The sequence below is a fragment of the Maritimimonas sp. 2210JD6-3 genome (assembly GCF_056591795.1).
In genome coordinates this window covers 1-16431 of the sequence record NZ_JBWQOJ010000008.1, presented here as the reverse complement: position 1 = coordinate 16431, position 16431 = coordinate 1, and the positions used below count along the sequence as shown (strand labels likewise).

The 16431-nt window shown below is 31.6% G+C and carries 18 protein-coding genes; 14 read left to right on the top strand and 4 right to left on the bottom strand.

The genetic code is table 11. From position 1 onward, the window contains the following. The first annotated feature begins 48 nt into the window (after nt 1–48). The 3 genes from AC1EUY_RS05540 (at nt 49) to AC1EUY_RS05530 (ending at nt 1607) form a co-directional block, all read left to right on the top strand. Nucleotides 49–456 carry a hypothetical protein gene (locus AC1EUY_RS05540; RefSeq protein WP_480194513.1) on the top strand — a complete coding sequence of 136 codons (408 nt, stop codon included), beginning with the start codon at nt 49–51 and terminating at the stop codon, nt 454–456. A 117-nt stretch (nt 457–573) separates the two neighbouring features. Further along, nucleotides 574–981 carry a hypothetical protein gene (locus tag AC1EUY_RS05535; protein WP_480194512.1) on the top strand — a complete coding sequence of 136 codons (408 nt, stop codon included), beginning with the start codon at nt 574–576 and terminating at the stop codon, nt 979–981. A 53-nt stretch (nt 982–1034) separates the two neighbouring features. After that, on the top strand, nt 1035–1607 hold the full coding sequence (locus AC1EUY_RS05530; RefSeq protein WP_480194511.1) for a DUF2911 domain-containing protein: 573 nt from the start codon (nt 1035–1037) through the stop codon (nt 1605–1607). A 158-nt stretch (nt 1608–1765) separates the two neighbouring features. Here AC1EUY_RS05530 and AC1EUY_RS05525 read toward each other — a convergent pair whose 3' ends face one another. After that, nucleotides 1766–2176, bottom strand: a complete 411-nt coding sequence (locus AC1EUY_RS05525; RefSeq protein ID WP_480194510.1) for a thiol-disulfide oxidoreductase DCC family protein — start codon at nt 2174–2176, stop codon at nt 1766–1768. A gap of 114 nt (nt 2177–2290) precedes the next feature. On the opposite strand from AC1EUY_RS05525, the gene AC1EUY_RS05520 reads away from it, so the two are divergent. From AC1EUY_RS05520 to AC1EUY_RS05495, 6 genes are all read left to right on the top strand, one after another. Further along, a complete protein-coding gene (locus tag AC1EUY_RS05520; protein WP_480194509.1) occupies nt 2291–2983 on the top strand; it encodes an ABC transporter ATP-binding protein in 693 nt (230 codons plus the stop codon). Between the two features lie 3 nt (nt 2984–2986). Continuing rightward, complete coding sequence (locus tag AC1EUY_RS05515; protein WP_480194508.1) at nt 2987–4216, top strand: ABC transporter permease; 1230 nt, start codon at nt 2987–2989, stop codon at nt 4214–4216. A 9-nt stretch (nt 4217–4225) separates the two neighbouring features. Beyond that, entirely contained in the window at nt 4226–5482 is a 1257-nt protein-coding gene (locus AC1EUY_RS05510; protein WP_480194507.1) for an ABC transporter permease, read from the top strand. Nucleotides 5483–5497: 15 nt separating this feature from the next. Then, a complete protein-coding gene (locus tag AC1EUY_RS05505; RefSeq protein WP_480194506.1) occupies nt 5498–6616 on the top strand; it encodes an efflux RND transporter periplasmic adaptor subunit in 1119 nt (372 codons plus the stop codon). A gap of 122 nt (nt 6617–6738) precedes the next feature. After that, the gene (locus AC1EUY_RS05500) at nt 6739–7437 is read left to right on the top strand and encodes a tetratricopeptide repeat protein (RefSeq protein ID WP_480194505.1); all 699 of its coding nucleotides are present in this window, start codon (nt 6739–6741) and stop codon (nt 7435–7437) included. Nucleotides 7438–7546: 109 nt separating this feature from the next. Beyond that, entirely contained in the window at nt 7547–8179 is a 633-nt protein-coding gene (locus AC1EUY_RS05495) for an outer membrane beta-barrel protein (RefSeq protein WP_480194504.1), read from the top strand. Nucleotides 8180–8220: 41 nt separating this feature from the next. On the opposite strand, the gene uvrA is transcribed toward AC1EUY_RS05495, so the two are convergent. Further along, nucleotides 8221–10998: an excinuclease ABC subunit UvrA gene (gene uvrA / locus AC1EUY_RS05490; protein WP_480194503.1), complete on the bottom strand. Its 2778-nt coding sequence runs from the start codon at nt 10996–10998 to the stop codon at nt 8221–8223. Between the two features lie 265 nt (nt 10999–11263). Here uvrA and AC1EUY_RS05485 point away from each other — a divergent pair, with 265 nt between their 5' ends. Then, nucleotides 11264–11848, top strand: coding sequence for an RNA polymerase sigma factor (locus AC1EUY_RS05485; RefSeq protein ID WP_480194502.1), 585 nt, complete (start codon nt 11264–11266; stop codon nt 11846–11848). A 61-nt stretch (nt 11849–11909) separates the two neighbouring features. Further along, entirely contained in the window at nt 11910–12053 is a 144-nt protein-coding gene (locus AC1EUY_RS05480; protein ID WP_480194501.1) for a hypothetical protein, read from the top strand. A 22-nt stretch (nt 12054–12075) separates the two neighbouring features. Here AC1EUY_RS05480 and AC1EUY_RS05475 read toward each other — a convergent pair whose 3' ends face one another. Beyond that, a complete protein-coding gene (locus AC1EUY_RS05475; RefSeq protein WP_480194500.1) occupies nt 12076–12738 on the bottom strand; it encodes an endonuclease III domain-containing protein in 663 nt (220 codons plus the stop codon). Between the two features lie 32 nt (nt 12739–12770). Between AC1EUY_RS05475 and bcp the strand changes: the two genes are divergently transcribed. Beyond that, on the top strand, nt 12771–13223 hold the full coding sequence (gene bcp / locus AC1EUY_RS05470) for a thioredoxin-dependent thiol peroxidase (protein WP_480194499.1): 453 nt from the start codon (nt 12771–12773) through the stop codon (nt 13221–13223). Nucleotides 13224–13257: 34 nt separating this feature from the next. On the opposite strand, the gene AC1EUY_RS05465 is transcribed toward bcp, so the two are convergent. Further along, the gene (locus AC1EUY_RS05465; protein WP_480194498.1) at nt 13258–14712 is read right to left on the bottom strand and encodes a TonB-dependent receptor; all 1455 of its coding nucleotides are present in this window, start codon (nt 14710–14712) and stop codon (nt 13258–13260) included. Between the two features lie 88 nt (nt 14713–14800). Here AC1EUY_RS05465 and AC1EUY_RS05460 point away from each other — a divergent pair, with 88 nt between their 5' ends. Both AC1EUY_RS05460 and AC1EUY_RS05455 read left to right on the top strand, forming a co-directional pair. Next, the gene (locus AC1EUY_RS05460; RefSeq protein ID WP_480194584.1) at nt 14801–15571 is read left to right on the top strand and encodes an MBL fold metallo-hydrolase; all 771 of its coding nucleotides are present in this window, start codon (nt 14801–14803) and stop codon (nt 15569–15571) included. 9 nt (nt 15572–15580) lie between these two features. Continuing rightward, nucleotides 15581–16426: a phosphatase PAP2 family protein gene (locus tag AC1EUY_RS05455; RefSeq protein ID WP_480194497.1), complete on the top strand. Its 846-nt coding sequence runs from the start codon at nt 15581–15583 to the stop codon at nt 16424–16426. Nucleotides 16427–16431: the final 5 nt, after the last annotated feature.

Here is a 16431-nt window from a genome sequence, read left to right as displayed (position 1 = left end):
CAAAGAATAATTAAAAATAAAAGTCAAAAACATTTAAAATATAAAGTCATGAAGAAAGTAATTTTAACATTCGTATTAGTTTTAGTAGCAACAGCAATATATGCACAAAGTAATAATACACCACAACGATTAAAATATGTAACCACAGGGCCAGACGGTTCAGTAGCAATGACTATTATCGACGATACACGAGAAGATAATATGAAACTAGAATCGGTTAATAATTTTTACAAGTACCAAATTTTAGATCCAAAGACAAGCGAGCCTGTTTATTCGGCAAAAAATAGAGGTAAAGCTTGTGAGATCGATAAAACAAAATTAGCAGCGGGTACATATGATATTAGATTATATACCTCAAATTTTGTAATCACTTCAAAGATCACAGTATCGGCATCAAGAAAATTACGCAATGTAGTCGAGAACAGCAATTCAATTGCAATGAACTCAAACGATTAATTACAGTTAAAAAAGAATATTATTAAAATAGACTGTAAACCTCCTTTCTTCCCTTTTAAGAATTAGATGCAATAAAATAATTAAAATAAAAGTCAAAAACATTTAAAATATAAAGTCATGAAGAAAGTAGTTTTAACATTCGTATTAGTTTTAGTAACAACAGCAATATATGCACAAAGTAATAATACATCACAACGATTAAAATATGTAACCACAGGGCCAGACGGTTCAGTTGCAATGACTATTATCGACGACACACGAGAAGATAATATGAAATTAGAATCGGTAAGTAATTTTTATAAATATCAAATTCTTGACCCAAAAACAAGTGAGCCAATTTTTTCGGCAAACAATAAAGGTAAGGCATGCAAGATCGATAAAACAAAATTGACAGCAGGCACGTACGATATTAGATTATATACTTCCAATTTTGTAATCACTTCAAAGATTACGGTGTCGGCATCAAGGAAATTACGTAACGTAGTTGAGAATAGCAATTCAATTGCTATGAACTCAAACGACTAACTAAAACCAAAAAAGCTATGAAAGTATTTAATAACAATTTAATACGTACAAAAATGAAGAAGTCAATCTATATTAAAATAATAATTACAATATACGCTATACTGTTATTTACATTAACGTCTAATGCTCAAGGGTTTAAAAATTTAGATAAAGCACCTCACGATATAGCATATCTGAGAGCTTCTAAAACAATGCCGCCATTAGTAAAAGTTGTATATGGTAGGCCTAGTGTGAAAGAAAATGAGCAAGTTTTTGGAGGTAAAGTTCCTTTTGGAGATTTATGGAGAACAGGAGCTAATGAGGCAACTGAGATAAAACTATATCAAGACACCGTTTTTGGAGACGTCATTGTAAAAGCAGGAACTTATACACTGTTAACAATTCCAGGAGCACAAGAATGGGAGGTAATATTAAATTCTAAAACAGATGTTTGGGGAGCTTTTCAATATGATAGTACAGCAGATGTTGCGAGAATAAAAGTGCCAGTAGATACTGCAGAAAAACTGCAATCGTTCTCTATAGTATTTAAACAAAATGAAGCTAATATTTCAATGGTATTAGGATGGGGTACAACAAGAGTAAATGTGCCGCTACGAATAAAAGATTATTATGTCGCTGGAATATAAGTGAATTAAATGCGTTACTTATGTTGAATAGCCTTCTTGATAGATATATCAAAATGAAACTAACGGAATACATACTACTCTTTATAAAAGAATAATATAAGTTTCTGAAGGCTATTCATAGAAAAGTCTGAATCATATCTTTATGATTCAGGCTTTTTTTATTCTAAAAATCGAACTTTAAGTTCTTTTGTAGGTATCATACAACTTTCTTGTTTTCCAAACCAACGATATCTATTTCTAGAAATAAAATTGTACACCCCATTCCTTATAAACTTTGGGATAATTATAAATCCATAAAGTAAAGGATACAAGCCACTTAGTTTTTTGCTAATTCTTAAGATTGCAGTAGATTTTTCATAAATTTTCCCTTCTTCCAGTAACAAAATAGTTTTAAAATCTAAATTTTCTAGATTATTGTGTAACAAAATTTCTTGACCAGCGTCAGATTGTAAAGAAGTAAATAAAAAATGATGCTGTTTATCTCTTTTTATGATAAATTGAATTGACGAATTACAGAGGTTGCAAATACCATCAAAAAGAATAATAGACTTATCTTTGTAATCAATCATAAATACAAAGTTAGAAGTAAATATAATAGAATAAAAATCTAGTTTTCTTTTAACATATAATTATGAGTGGTGAAAAATAGCTATTAGTATTTTAGTTTAAAATTAATTAACCGAATGATTGAAATTAAAAATCTTCACAAATCCTACCCCATGGGTAAGGAATCACTTCATGTTCTCAAAGGATTAAACTTAACTATTAATGAAGGAGAATTTGTCTCGATTATGGGCTCTTCGGGTTCTGGCAAATCAACACTTTTAAATATTGTGGGTTTGTTGGATGTACATGACGAAGGCGAATACTTCTTAAATGGTGAACTCATTGAAAAGTTAAATGAAAAAAAAGCAGCAGTGCTTCGTAACAAATTCTTAGGCTTTGTTTTTCAGTCGTTTAACTTAATTAGTTATAAAACGGCACTCGAAAATGTGGCAATGCCTTTATACTATAAGGGTGTAAGCAGAAAAGAACGTCAAAAAATTGCTTTAGATTATCTAGAAAAAGTAGGTCTTAAAGAATGGGCGAATCATTTACCAAGTGAGCTTTCTGGTGGTCAAAAACAACGTGTGGCTATAGCAAGAGCGCTAGTAACACAACCAAAAGTTGTATTGGCTGATGAACCTACAGGAGCCTTAGATTCAACAACCTCTGACTCGGTTATGGAGCTTTTAAAAGAGATTAATGATGAGGGCATGACTGTTTTTGTAATTACCCACGAAGAAGATATTGCAGAACAAACTGATAGAATTGTAAGGTTAAAAGATGGTGTTATTATAAGTGATGAAAAGGTAAAAAAAGCTCAAAAAGTCTAAGCCATGTTTGACAGAGACGTTTGGACTGAAATATTCCATAGTATTAAAAAAAATAAACTAAGAACATTCTTAACAGGCTTTTCAGTTGCTTGGGGTATTTTTATTTTGGTACTATTATTAGCTTCTGTTAATGGTATGAAAAATGGTTTTATATCTCAATTTAATGATGATGCAACTAATTCAATTTTTATTTTTCCATCAACAACTACAATGCCTTATGATGGCTTTGAAGCCAATCGAAGAATAAAATTCACAAATAAAGATATTGAATATATAAAAGGTAATTTCAAAGATGAAGTTGAATATATTACACCTCGCTTTAGAAAAGGAGTTACCGCTAAATACAAAAAAGAGACTGGTTCATATTCAGTTAGAGCTGTTTCTCCATCTCATCAATATATTGAAAAGACAATTATTCAATCGGGGAGGTTCTTAAATGATAACGATATTGATAGTAAACTAAAAGTTGTAGTGATTGGTAGAAAAGTTAAAGAAGATCTATTTGGAGAAGAAGATCCTTTAGGAAAAACTTTGATCATGAATAATTCCACGTTTAAAATTATAGGAGTTTTTACCGATGAAGGAAACGATAGAGAAGAGCGCTTTATTTACGTACCAGTTACTACAATGCAAAGATTATATGGTAATACTGATGAAATAAGTCAGATACTAATTACTTATAATCCTAAATATAGTTTTGCCGAAGCTATTAATTTTTCAGAAACCCTTGAAGTTGTTCTAAAGAGAAAGCATAGAATACATCCAGATGATCAAGGTGCAATTTTCATGAATAATAATGCAGAAGGTTTTTCGGATATTACAAACTTTACCAATATGTTGAATTATGTTAGTATTGGGGTTGGTTTATTAATTTTGTTAGCAGGAATTATTGGTATTGGTAATATATTGGTTTTTATAATAAAAGAAAGAACAAAAGAAATAGGAATAAGAAAATCATTAGGAGCGCAACCTAAACAGATAATTAATTTAGTATTATTAGAATCAGTTTTCATTACAGCGATTTCCGGTTTCGGAGGTATGTTGTTTGCCATGGGGTTAATAGGTCTTGTTGGACCAAATATTAAAACGCCAGCTTTTGCGGATCCTTCTGTAGAATTGTCAACTATTATTACAGCAACTATAATATTAATAGTTTCAGGAATTTTTGCTGGGTTAATTCCGGCAATAAAAGCAGCACGCGTTAGACCAATTGTCGCCTTAAATGCAGATTAAATAAGTAAAATGAAATTATTCGATAGAGATTTATGGGCAGAAGTTTTTAGTACACTAACTAAGAATATTACAAGAACAATTTTAACGACCCTTGGAGTTTTATTTGCCGTTATTATTTTAATTATGTTGTTAGGAACAACAAATGGTATGAAAAATGGATTTGACAAATTATTTACTGGAACAGCTACGAATAGTTTGTTTGTCTGGGGACAGAGTACAGGTAAGCCATATAAAGGTTTTGAAAGGGGAAGACGTATAAGTTATACATTTGATGATGTTACATTGTTAAAAGAAGGAGTAAATGAAATAGAATCCATATCACCACGAATTCAGCTGGGAGATTTTAGAGGAAGTGTTTCTGTAAATAGAAATGGGCAGACTAGTGGCTCAACAGTATATGGAGATTATCCATCAATTGATGATTTCGCCAAAAAGAATTTAGTTGAGGGAAGGTTTTTAAATCAAGATGATATTGATAAAAGCCGAAAAGTATGTGTAATTGGAGATGATGTTTATAAGTTATTATATAAAAAAGGAGAAGATCCTATTAGTAGTTATATAGAAATTAATGGAGTTTATTTTCAAGTGGTAGGAATGTATAGCAAAAATAAGAATGTAAATTTTGATGGTCAAAATACAGTGCATATTCCTTTTACTACATACCAAAAGGCATTTAATAGTGGTAATAGAGTAGGTTGGTTTGCTATTACTGTTAAAAAGCAATATAGCGCTGCTGTTGCTTTAAGTAAGATAAAAAAACTCCTAAAACAAAAATATAGTATTCATCCGGAAGATGCTAGAGCTATTGGTTCGTTTGATTTATCTCAAATTTTTACTGGAATAAATGCTTTTACAATGGTCTTACAAGGTTTTTCTTTCTTTATTGGAATATTTACTTTGCTTGCAGGAGTAATTGCGATAAGTAATATACTACTTATTACTGTTAAAGAGCGCACAAAAGAAATTGGCATTCGGCGAGCTATAGGTGCAACGCCAAAAATGATTAAGAGACAAATTATAATGGAAGCTACAGTATTAACAATATTTTCTGGCCTATTGGGATTTGTTTTGTCTGTTGCTGGCCTTAGTTATTTAAATTCAAAATACGGTGATGGAGCAGATTTTCCGTTCATCAATCCATCGGTAAGTTTTACACAAGTAATAGTATCATTTGTATTAATGTTACTTTTAAGCTTATTAGTGGGATTAATACCAGCAAGAAAAGCTGTAAAAATGAGACCAATTGAAGCACTAAGAGAAGAATAAATTAAAGAATAAAAAATGAAAAAAAAAATATTATTAGGAGGTTTAGCTGTATTATTAATAGCGGTTTTAATTGCCATTGGTAAAACCTATAATGCCAATAAAAAACCTAAGAAAACTTACAAAACGGAGCAATTAACGAAAAATAACATTATTAATAAAGTAGTTGCTACTGGTAAAATTCTTCCTAAAGAGGAGGTTGAAATAAAGCCTCAAATTTCTGGTATTATAAGTAAACTTTACTTAGAAGAAGGTGCTCAAGTTAAAAAAGGCGATTTGATTGCCAAAGTAAGGGTGGTTCCTAATGAGCAATCTTTAGCCAGTGCTAGAGGTAGAGTAAACAGTATACAGATTCAATTAAATAATGCTAAAATAGCTTATGATCGAAACAAAGCACTATTTGATAAAGGAGTTATATCTAGAACAGAATTTGAAGCAGTGGAATTAACCTATAATCAAGCTAAACAAGATTTACAAAACGCTCAAAATGATTATCAAATTATTAGAAGCGGTTCTGCTGGAGGTGGAGGTGCAAACACAAATGTCAGAGCTACTGTTTCTGGAACAATATTAGAAATTCCTGTGGAAGAGGGAGACCAGGTTATACAAAGTAATAACTTTAATGCTGGTACTACCATTGCATCTATAGCCGATATGAATAAAATGATTTTTGAAGGTCAAGTAGATGAGGCTGAAGTAGATAAACTTAAGATTGGGATGGATTTAGACATCACTGTTGGTGCAATTGAAGGTGAAAATTTCTTTGCAAAGTTAAATTTTATTGCTCCAAAAGGAAAAGAAGAGAATGGTGCAATTCAATTCAAGATTGAAGCTGATTTAGAGAAAAATAAAGATAGAAATGTAAGAGCAAATTATAGTGGAAATGCTTCTATTGTAATTGAAAAAAGAGATAGCGTATTCTCTATAAGAGAAGCTTTATTACAGTATGACAAAGAAACTAAAAAGCCTTACGTTGAGGTTGATAAAGGTGATGGTGAGTTTGAAAGAAAAGATGTTGAATTAGGAGTTTCTGATGGGATTCATGTTGAAGTTTTATCTGGGGTTACAGAAGAAGATAAAATTAAGGTTTGGAATAAAGAATCTAAAAAAGATAAGAAGGAAGATGACAATGACTAGTAAACTTTAAGTTACTTTATAATCGCTCTATTTAATAGGGCGATTTTTTATTTATAAAAACTTTAAGTTTTTAGTTTCAATAATTTAAATAAATTTGCGTGCATTTTTAATAATTAGATTTTATGAAGAATTATATTTTCGCAGTTACCTTATTGTTAACTGTTACAACCATTATAGCGCAAGAGGCAAGCGACACTACTTTAGAAAAACAGATTATGCGCCAAGCATTAGCTTATGGAGATGATGCAATAGCAACCAATAGCCTTTATAGAATTATAGCTAAAGAAGGTACGAATAGTACATATAAAGATAGTTTAGCGTATTTGTATTTTGGTGGAAGAAAGTATTCTTCTTGCTTTATGGTTTGTACAGATATATTGAGTAAAGATGGTAATAAACAAGACATCATAGAAATGCAGGCTGTTTCTTTAGAAAATTTAGGAGCGTTAGACAAAGCAGCACAATCGTATGCAAGATTAGTTGCTAAATCTAATAATAATTATCATGCTTATAAACTCGCTAATATTTATTATGCTCTAAAAAAAGATAAAGAAGCGTTGAATGCTATTAATAAGGCACAATCTTTAAAAGATGAAGGTAAGATTAAAATTACGACACCTATTAATAAACAAACGAATCAACAAGTTTCACTCAAGTCTGCAATTGCTAATCTAAAAGGATTAATTCAATATAATATGGACGATATGGCAGGTGCAAAGGCAAGTTTTCAACAAGCTCTTTCGTTAGAACCTGAATTCAAGTTGGCAAAAGATAATCTTGAGGCAGCAAAGCAAGGAAAAGAGCCTAAAAAAGAAAAATAGACATATCTTAATTTTATATAGACAAAAACCGAAGTACAGCTTCGGTTTTTTTATGTGTTTATAATAAAAAATGGTTTATTTGCTGTTCTTAATTTTTAAATTATATTAAATGAAAAAAATACTTCTAACGTTTTTATTAATTGGATTCACATTTTTGTATATCTCTGCTCAAAACACATTGCAAGAAGATGATAAGGTTTATGGATATTCTCAAGGAGATATATTTATCTCAGGAAGCTTGGGTTTCAATTCTTCTTCGCAAGGTCCTATTAAATCTAGCTCATTTTCAATATCACCACAACTTGGTTTTTTCGTGTCAGATAATATAGCTATAGGACCGTTAGCTCGATATATCACAGGGAAAAATGATGATTTTATAGGATCTGATGGTTTACCTATTAACGAGACAAAAGTTACTTCATACAATATAGGTGCATTTGGTAGGTATTACTTTTCGCCAGAAGAAAGGTTTTCATTTTTCACAGAGCTTGGATTAAGCTATTTATCCAATAAAACAGAACGAACTACTAGCGCCAACGATTTAAAAGCTGATGGGTTTAATACCTCTTTTGGGCCAGGTTTAACCTATTTTATCTCTGAAGCTTTTGCATTAGAAGCAAATTTAGGTCTATTTTCATACACTTCAATTAACAATGATGGACCAAATTCACAGTCTATTGATAATTTTAGGGTTAATTTGAACCTCAGTAATTTTGGCTTAGGTCTGGTCTATAAGTTTTAATAATAAATGTAAAAAAGCGGAAAATGTTTTTTCCGCTTTTTTTAAATCATTTTTTCTTTTAAATACTTAGCTGTATAAGAATTTTTAGATTGTATCATTTCTTCAGGAGTACCTTCAAAGAGTAAAGCACCACCATTTTTACCACCTTCTTTACCTAAATCAATGATGTAATCAGCGCACTTTATTAAATCAATATTATGCTCAATTACAATAATTGAGTGCCCAATTTCTAAAAGCGCATCAAAAGAAGCTAATAGTTTTTTAATATCATGAAAATGCAATCCCGTGGTTGGTTCATCAAAAATAAATAGTGTTTTATCTTTACTGGTACCTTTCACTAAAAAAGAAGCCAATTTAATGCGTTGTGCTTCACCTCCTGATAAAGTAGAGGAAGATTGCCCTAATTGTACATAGCCTAAGCCAACATCTTGAAGCGGTTTTAATTTATTAACAATCTTTTTTTGATTATGCTCTTGAAAAAAAGCAATAGCGTCATCTATAGTAAGATTTAGAATATCATGAATAGTTTTTTGCTCAAATTTGACTTCTAAAATTTCTTTTTTAAAACGGCTGCCATTACAAGTTTCACATATCAAATGTACGTCAGCCATAAACTGCATACTTATAGTTACATTACCATCACCCTTGCAGGTTTCACAACGACCACCATCTACATTAAAAGAAAAGTGTTTCGCTTTATATCCTCTTAACTTTGCCAACTTTTGCTTGGTTAGCAATGCCCTGATATCATCATATGCTTTTATATAGGTAACAGGATTAGATCTGCTTGACCTACCAATAGGATTCTGATCTACAAATTCAATATTGCTTATAGCGTTAAAATCGCCTTCTATACCAGAAAATTCTCCTGGTCTATCACCGTAATTAAACAGTTTTTTCTGGAGTGCTGGATATAGAATATTTCGTATCAAAGTACTTTTGCCACTACCTGAAACTCCAGTAACAACGGTTAATGTATTTAGTGGGAATTTTACATCTATATTCTTTAAATTATGTTCGCGAGCTCCTTTTACGGTAATAAATTTCTTTAGTATTTTTCGCTTTTTAGGAATTTCAATACGTAATTTATTGTTAAGATACTTGGCCGTAAGCGTATCCTGCGCAAGTATTTTTTGAAAATTTCCTTCTGCAACAAGTTCACCGCCAAATGTTCCAGCTTCGGGACCAATGTCGATGATATGATCAGCCGCTTTCATAATATCTTCATCATGTTCGACCACTACCACTGTGTTACCTAAATCACGTAATCCTTTTAATACTGTTATCAATCTTTCAGTGTCTCTAGAATGGAGTCCGATACTTGGTTCATCAAGAATATACATAGATCCTACAAGACTACTTCCTAAAGAAGTAGCTAGATTAATTCGCTGACTTTCGCCGCCAGACAACGTATTTGAAGCTCTATTTAAGTTTAAATAACTCAGTCCAACATCCGATAAGAATTGTAGTCTGCTAGTAATTTCTTTTAACAATCGTTTTGCGATTTTCTGATCATTTTCTGAAATTTTCAAAGCGGCAAAATGTGAAATCACTTCATCTATAGGTAAAGTTATAAGCTCTGTGATTGTTTTATCGCCTACTTTTACATAATCAGCTTCTTCTCGCAATCGTTTGCCATTACAAATGGTACATTTTGTTTTTCCGCGATAACGCGATAACATTACACGATATTGAATTTTGTAGGTTTTTTCTTCTAAATGTTTGAAAAAAACATGTAAACCATGAAAATATTCATTACCTGTCCATAAGAGTTCTTTTTGTTCATCAGACAGCTCAAAATAAGGTTTATGTATCGGAAAATCGAATTTATATGCATTATCAATTAATGCATTTTTATATTCTGAAAAAGAATCTGTTTTCCAAGGAGCAATGGCATTTTCAAATATAGATAAGGAGGTGTTTGGTATTACAAGATCATGATCAATACCAATTACATTACCATAACCTTCACATTTAGAACACGCCCCATAAGGATTATTAAAACTAAATAGATGCGTGTTTGGTTCTAAGAACTGCATACCATCTAACTCAAATCGATTATTATAATGTCTTTGTGAGTTATCTGCGAGATTTTCAATAATACACTCGCCTTTACCTTCAAAAAAAGCAGTTTGAATAGAATCTGCAATTCTATTTAAAAAATCCTCATCATTTTTTACTACAATTCTATCTACTACAAGATACAATGTATCTTTCTTTTTAGGTATATATTCATTAATTCGTATAACATCATCATTAACTTTTAGTCTAGAATACCCTTGTTGTTCTAATAATTCTAAAACTTTATTGAGTTTTCTTCCATTATCTAATATAATAGGAGCGAGTAGTAGCAGTTTACTATCAATGGCACATTGTTTTATATGGTCAATAACATCTGAAACCGTATGCTTCTTTACGATATTACCTGATATTGGAGAATATGTTTTACCAATTCTAGCGTATAGCAATTTAAGATAATCATAGATTTCGGTGGTAGTACCAACGGTTGACCTCGGGTTGGTACTATTCACTTTTTGTTCTATAGCCACTGCAGGAGCAATACCTTTAATATATTCTACCTTAGGTTTATTAAGTTTTCCTAAAAATTGTCTTGCATAAGAAGATAAGCTTTCTACATACCTACGCTGCCCTTCAGCATATAAAGTATCGAATGCCAAGCTTGATTTTCCAGAGCCCGATAGCCCCGTAATAACAACCAATTTATTTCTTGGTATAGCAACATTTACGTTTTTTAAGTTGTGTAAAGCTGCTCCTTTTATGATAATATACTCTTTTGGGTCTAATGTATCTATCTTCACGTAAGCCTTATAAAATATGATGAAACGCAAATATACTCACTTAATTTCTAAGAAAAAACTTAACTTATTTTAAATTTTTTTTACAAAAAACTTGTTTATATCAAAAGTTTGTTATTATATTTGCCACGATCTCAAAAGATCAAAAAATAAAAAAGGAGCTTGTCTCCCCCTTACTTTAAAAATTTTAACGCTTATAGTATAGTTCTACTTTTTTATCAAAATTTAACTAGGAGTCTCATAGCTCCGAAAATAAAAAAAGGGAATTATGCAAAATTATCAATTAGACGACAGCGTTTTAGTCAGCAATTACATTAATGGTAACGAGAGATCGTTAGAAGTACTTATCAATCGCCACAAGCAAAAGATTTACAGTTTTATTTATTCGAAAGTATTAGATAGAGATATTGCAGAAGATATCTTTCAAGATGCTTTTATTAAAGTTATAAACACCTTAAAACGTGGTAGTTATAACGAAGAGGGTAAGTTCTTACCATGGGTAATGCGTATCTCGCATAACTTAGTAATTGACCACTTTAGAAAAGACAACAGAATGCCTTCGTTTAAAAATACTGAAGAGTTTGATATTTTTTCTGTATTAAGTGATAATTCATTAAATGCTGAAAAGCGTATGGTGAAAGATCAAATTCATGCTGATGTTCGTAGTTTAGTAGAAGAGCTACCAGAAGATCAAAAAGAAGTATTAATGATGCGTATCTATAGAGATATGAGTTTTAAAGAAATCTCTGAACAAACTGGTGTTAGTATTAATACTGCTTTAGGAAGAATGCGCTATGCATTAATTAACTTAAGAAAGGTAATCGAAAAAAATAAAATAATTTTAACGAATTAACAATATAGTAAAGTTTTTCGCGTTATATTGTAATATAACCCCTAAAATAATAATTATTTTTATGGAAAAACTTTACTCTGAGAAGTTGCTAAATAAGCAACTCAAACCAAAAAAAGAAACTGTTTCATTTTTATTAAACTACTCTAAATCATTTAAAGTAGATAGAAGCAAAAAAGAAAGACCTATTATGTTTCATTTGAATTAGTTAGAAAAGGCTCTTAACAATGTTAAGAGCCTTTTTTAGTTTTATAATAATCTTGAATTACACTTTTCCTTCCTATAGTTTTTGTTATGATATCATTTTCTAAATTCCAACCTCTTGCGGGCGAATATTCTCTACCGTAATATATTATTTGTAAGTGCAAATTATTCCAAGTTTCTTTCGGAAACAATCTTTTTGCATCCTTTTCTGTCTGTACTACATTTTTTCCATTACTTAAATTCCAACGATACATCAAACGATGAATATGAGTATCTACAGGAAAAGATGGTACACCAAAAGCTTGACTCATTACAACAGATGCTGTCTTATGCCCAACAGCGGGTAAACTTTCTAGAGCTTCTATATCTTTAGGTACTTTACCGTCATATTTTTCTATGAGAATTTTAGATAAACCATAAATACCTTTCGATTTCATGGGCGATAACCCTACGGGTTTGATAATTTCTCTAATTTCATCTACAGAGAGTTTAATCATATCATAAGGATTATCAGCTTTTGCGAATAGGAGTGGAGTGATCGTATTTACTCTTGCATCTGTACTTTGTGCAGACATTAATACTGCAATAAGTAATGTATATGGATCTTTATGTGCTAATGGGATTGGCGGATCTGGATATAAATTTGTTAACGTTTTTATTACAAAATCTATGCGTTCTTTTTTGGTCATTTGTGTAACTTTAGCTCATAAAAATACAAATAATGACAACACTACAAATAGGAGAGCAAGCCCCTGATTTTGCCGTAGCAGATAATTCGGGAATAATTAGAAAATTAAATGATTATAGAGGTAAAAAACTAGTTTTGTTTTTTTACCCAAAAGCAAATACAGAAGGTTGTACAAAAGAAGCTTGTGATTTACGCGATAATTATGAACGATTTCAAGCGCAAGGTTATGAATTACTTGGTGTTAGCGCAGATACTGCTAAAAAACAACAAAACTGGATCAATAAGCACGATTTACCATTTCCGTTATTGGCAGATGTAGATAAAGAAGTCATTAATGCTTACGAAGTTTGGGGTCCGAAGAAATTTATGGGCAGGGAGTTTGATGGTATTCATCGAACGACTTTTGTGATCGATGAAAAAGGCAAAATTGAAGATATTATTTTAAAAGTAAAAACGAAAGAACATAGTTCACAAATACTTAAATAATAAAAAGGAGTTCAAATTTTGAACTCCTTATTTATTATCGCTTACCAACTATTCTTCTTCTTGAGAAACCAAAGAGTCGATGGTCTTTTATAATATCTGCTACACCTTCAGGAAGCATATCTTCCCAACCTTCTTCACCTTCTGAGATCATTTTCAATACTGTTCTAGAGAAGATTTCTAATATTTCAGGATCGAAATCCTTGATATCTAGCATTTTACCATTATATTTAAAGAATTTATACAATTCTTTCATACGAGGGTGTACTTTCAAATTTTCGCTAGTGATAAACTCACCATTATCTTGATCTTTAAGCGGGTATAAGTAAACTTTTAAATCTTTGAAGAATAACTTACCAAAAGCTTCTAAAATACCACCACTTAAATGGCGGTAGTATTTTTCATCGAAGATTTGTACTAAATTATAAACACCCATGGCTAGTGCCATGCGTTCTTTAGTAAACTCAGAAAAATACTCAACTAACTTGTAGTATTCTTGAAAATTGGTAATCATTACGGTCTGACCTAACGAGCATAATAATTCTGCACGATCTAAGAAATCACGTTCATTTATTTCACCTTCAGCTCTTAAATTTGCTAAAGTGATTTCGAAAATTACACGTGCTTTATCTTTTTTAACTGTTTTCTCTTGTAGAAACATTTCGTATGATTTCTCATACATGTCCATGTTTACTTTTGTTACTGGTCTAAAACTTCCGCGTAAAGCAAGAATATTCTTTTTATATAATTCTTGTGCAGGTAATAAGTTATTTCCATCGGGGCCAAACATCACTGCATTGGTCATACCATTTTTCACAAGCTGCAAACTCATTAAACGATTATCTACATACATAAATCGAGGGCCTGAGAAATTAATCATATCAATTTCGATCTTGTCTTTATCGATATGATCATAGAATGATTTTAATAAATCTTTGGGTCTGTCATTCATATAAAATGCACCATAGATAAGGTTTACACCTAAAATACCTAAAGTTTCTTGTTGAAATCTGGCATCAGTTTGTTTAAAACGAACATGCAAGATTATTTCATTATAATCTTCTAACGGATCTAGTTGAAATTTAATACCTACCCAACCGTGTCCTTTGAATTTCTTTGCAAAATCTATCGTAGCAACCGTATTAGCATAGGTGAAAAATAACTTATCAGGATGTTTGTCTCGACTCAAACGATCTTCCATAAGCTCGATTTCATGCTCGAGCATACGTTTTAAACGCGGTTCTGTAACGTACCTCTTATCTGGTTCAATACCATAGATCGCATCAGAGAAATCTTTATCATAAGCAGACATCGCTTTTGCTATAGTGCCCGATGCACCACCAGCTCTAAAAAAATTACGAACTGTTTCTTGACCAGCACCAATCTCAGCAAAAGTTCCGTAAAGGTTATCATTAAGATTTATACGTAATGCTTTACGTTTTAATGAAGGAATATTTTCAATCTCTTTATCTCCCTTTAAAATAACAGACATGCTATGTTGTGTTTTGTTTGCCACAAAGGTAGCAACTATGAGCAATTTTATTATAAAAATTAGCGTTATTTTTGATAAAATTATTTGGATGAAAATTACGTTTCTAGGAACTGGTACTTCACAAGGAATACCCATTATTGGCTCCAATCATCCTGTTTGTTTATCTGAAGATAGTAAGGATAAACGCTTGCGTAGTTCTATCATGCTAGAATGGAGTGATTATAGATATATTATAGATTGTGGTCCCGATTTTCGACAACAAATGCTTCGTGAGAGTGTTGCTGAAATTAATGGTATTATTTTTACACATGAACATGCTGATCATACTGCGGGTCTTGATGATATACGGGCATTTACACATAAAATGGGTGATATGCCATTGTATATACCCGAGCGTATTGTTGATAATTTGCAGCAACGATTTTATTATATATTTACGAAGGTAAATCGATACCCAGGTGCTCCGAGCGCAGATGTTCAAATTGTTTATAATCAAGGTTTTAATTTAGGAGATAAAACAGTTCTGCCTATAGAATATACACATGGTAGGTTATTAATGTTTGGTTATAGAATTGATAATATAGCGTATTTAACAGATTTTAAATCGATTACTGATCGAGAAAAAGAGAAGTTAAAAGATTTAGATATACTCATACTAAGTGCTTTGCGATTAGAAGCACATCCAACACATTTAAATTTAGAAGAGGCCTTGAGATTTATAGAAGAAATTAAACCTAAGCAAGCTTATCTAACACATATCAGTCATAAATTAGGTTTTCACGAGCAGGTTTCTAGAGAATTACCAGAAAATGTTGCGTTAGCATACGACGGATTACAATTAAACGTTTATAAGTCTTAAATTTTCTCCATGAAGAATATCATAAAAATTATTACATCGCTCTTTATTTTTCTTTTTATAAGTAATGCTGAGTCTCAACAACTACAAGATTCTGTGCAAAAGGAAAGCATTTGGCAATTGCTAAAATATGATGGTAAGACCGCATTTAGAGGTTTAAAACATACGTATTCTCGACCCTTTCATTGGAAAAAAGATGACTTTTTAACCTTCGGTGGCGTGGCATTGGGTACCATTATTTTATATAGTTTTGATCAGGAGAGTTCTGATTTTTTTATAAAGCAAGAAAAAGATATACCTAAAGTTGTTAAAGATTTCGGATGGTATTACGGAGCACCTCAGAATAATTATATGCTTACTGCGGGTATTTATGGTGTAGGACTCTTAACCAGAAATGAAAAATTAAGACATACTGGGGTGTTGTTAATTACTTCTGCTACGGCAGCTGGTCTCATACAGACCATATCAAAGAATGCCTTTGGTAGAGCAAGACCTACAACGGGCGATGGAAGAAGTACATTTAAGCCTTTTAATAAAGAGGGTGCCTATCATTCTTTTCCGTCTGGTCATGCTATGTTATCCTTTACAACTTCGCATGCTATTGCGAGACAATTTGATAGTTGGTGGGTAAAAGCTCCCATTTATGCTGTTGGGTTAATATCTCCTGCGTCGCGCTTATGGGCGGGTGCGCATTGGTTAACCGACGTTACCTTAGGGATGGTTTTAAGTGTAGTTATAGTTGATAGTATTGATAATTATTTAAAAGATAATAATAAATATAAGATCAAAAAAAAAGATAAAATTTCTTGGAGATTAAATGTTGGGGGTAATAGAATTGGTATTGTTGGAAGTTTTTAGAGATT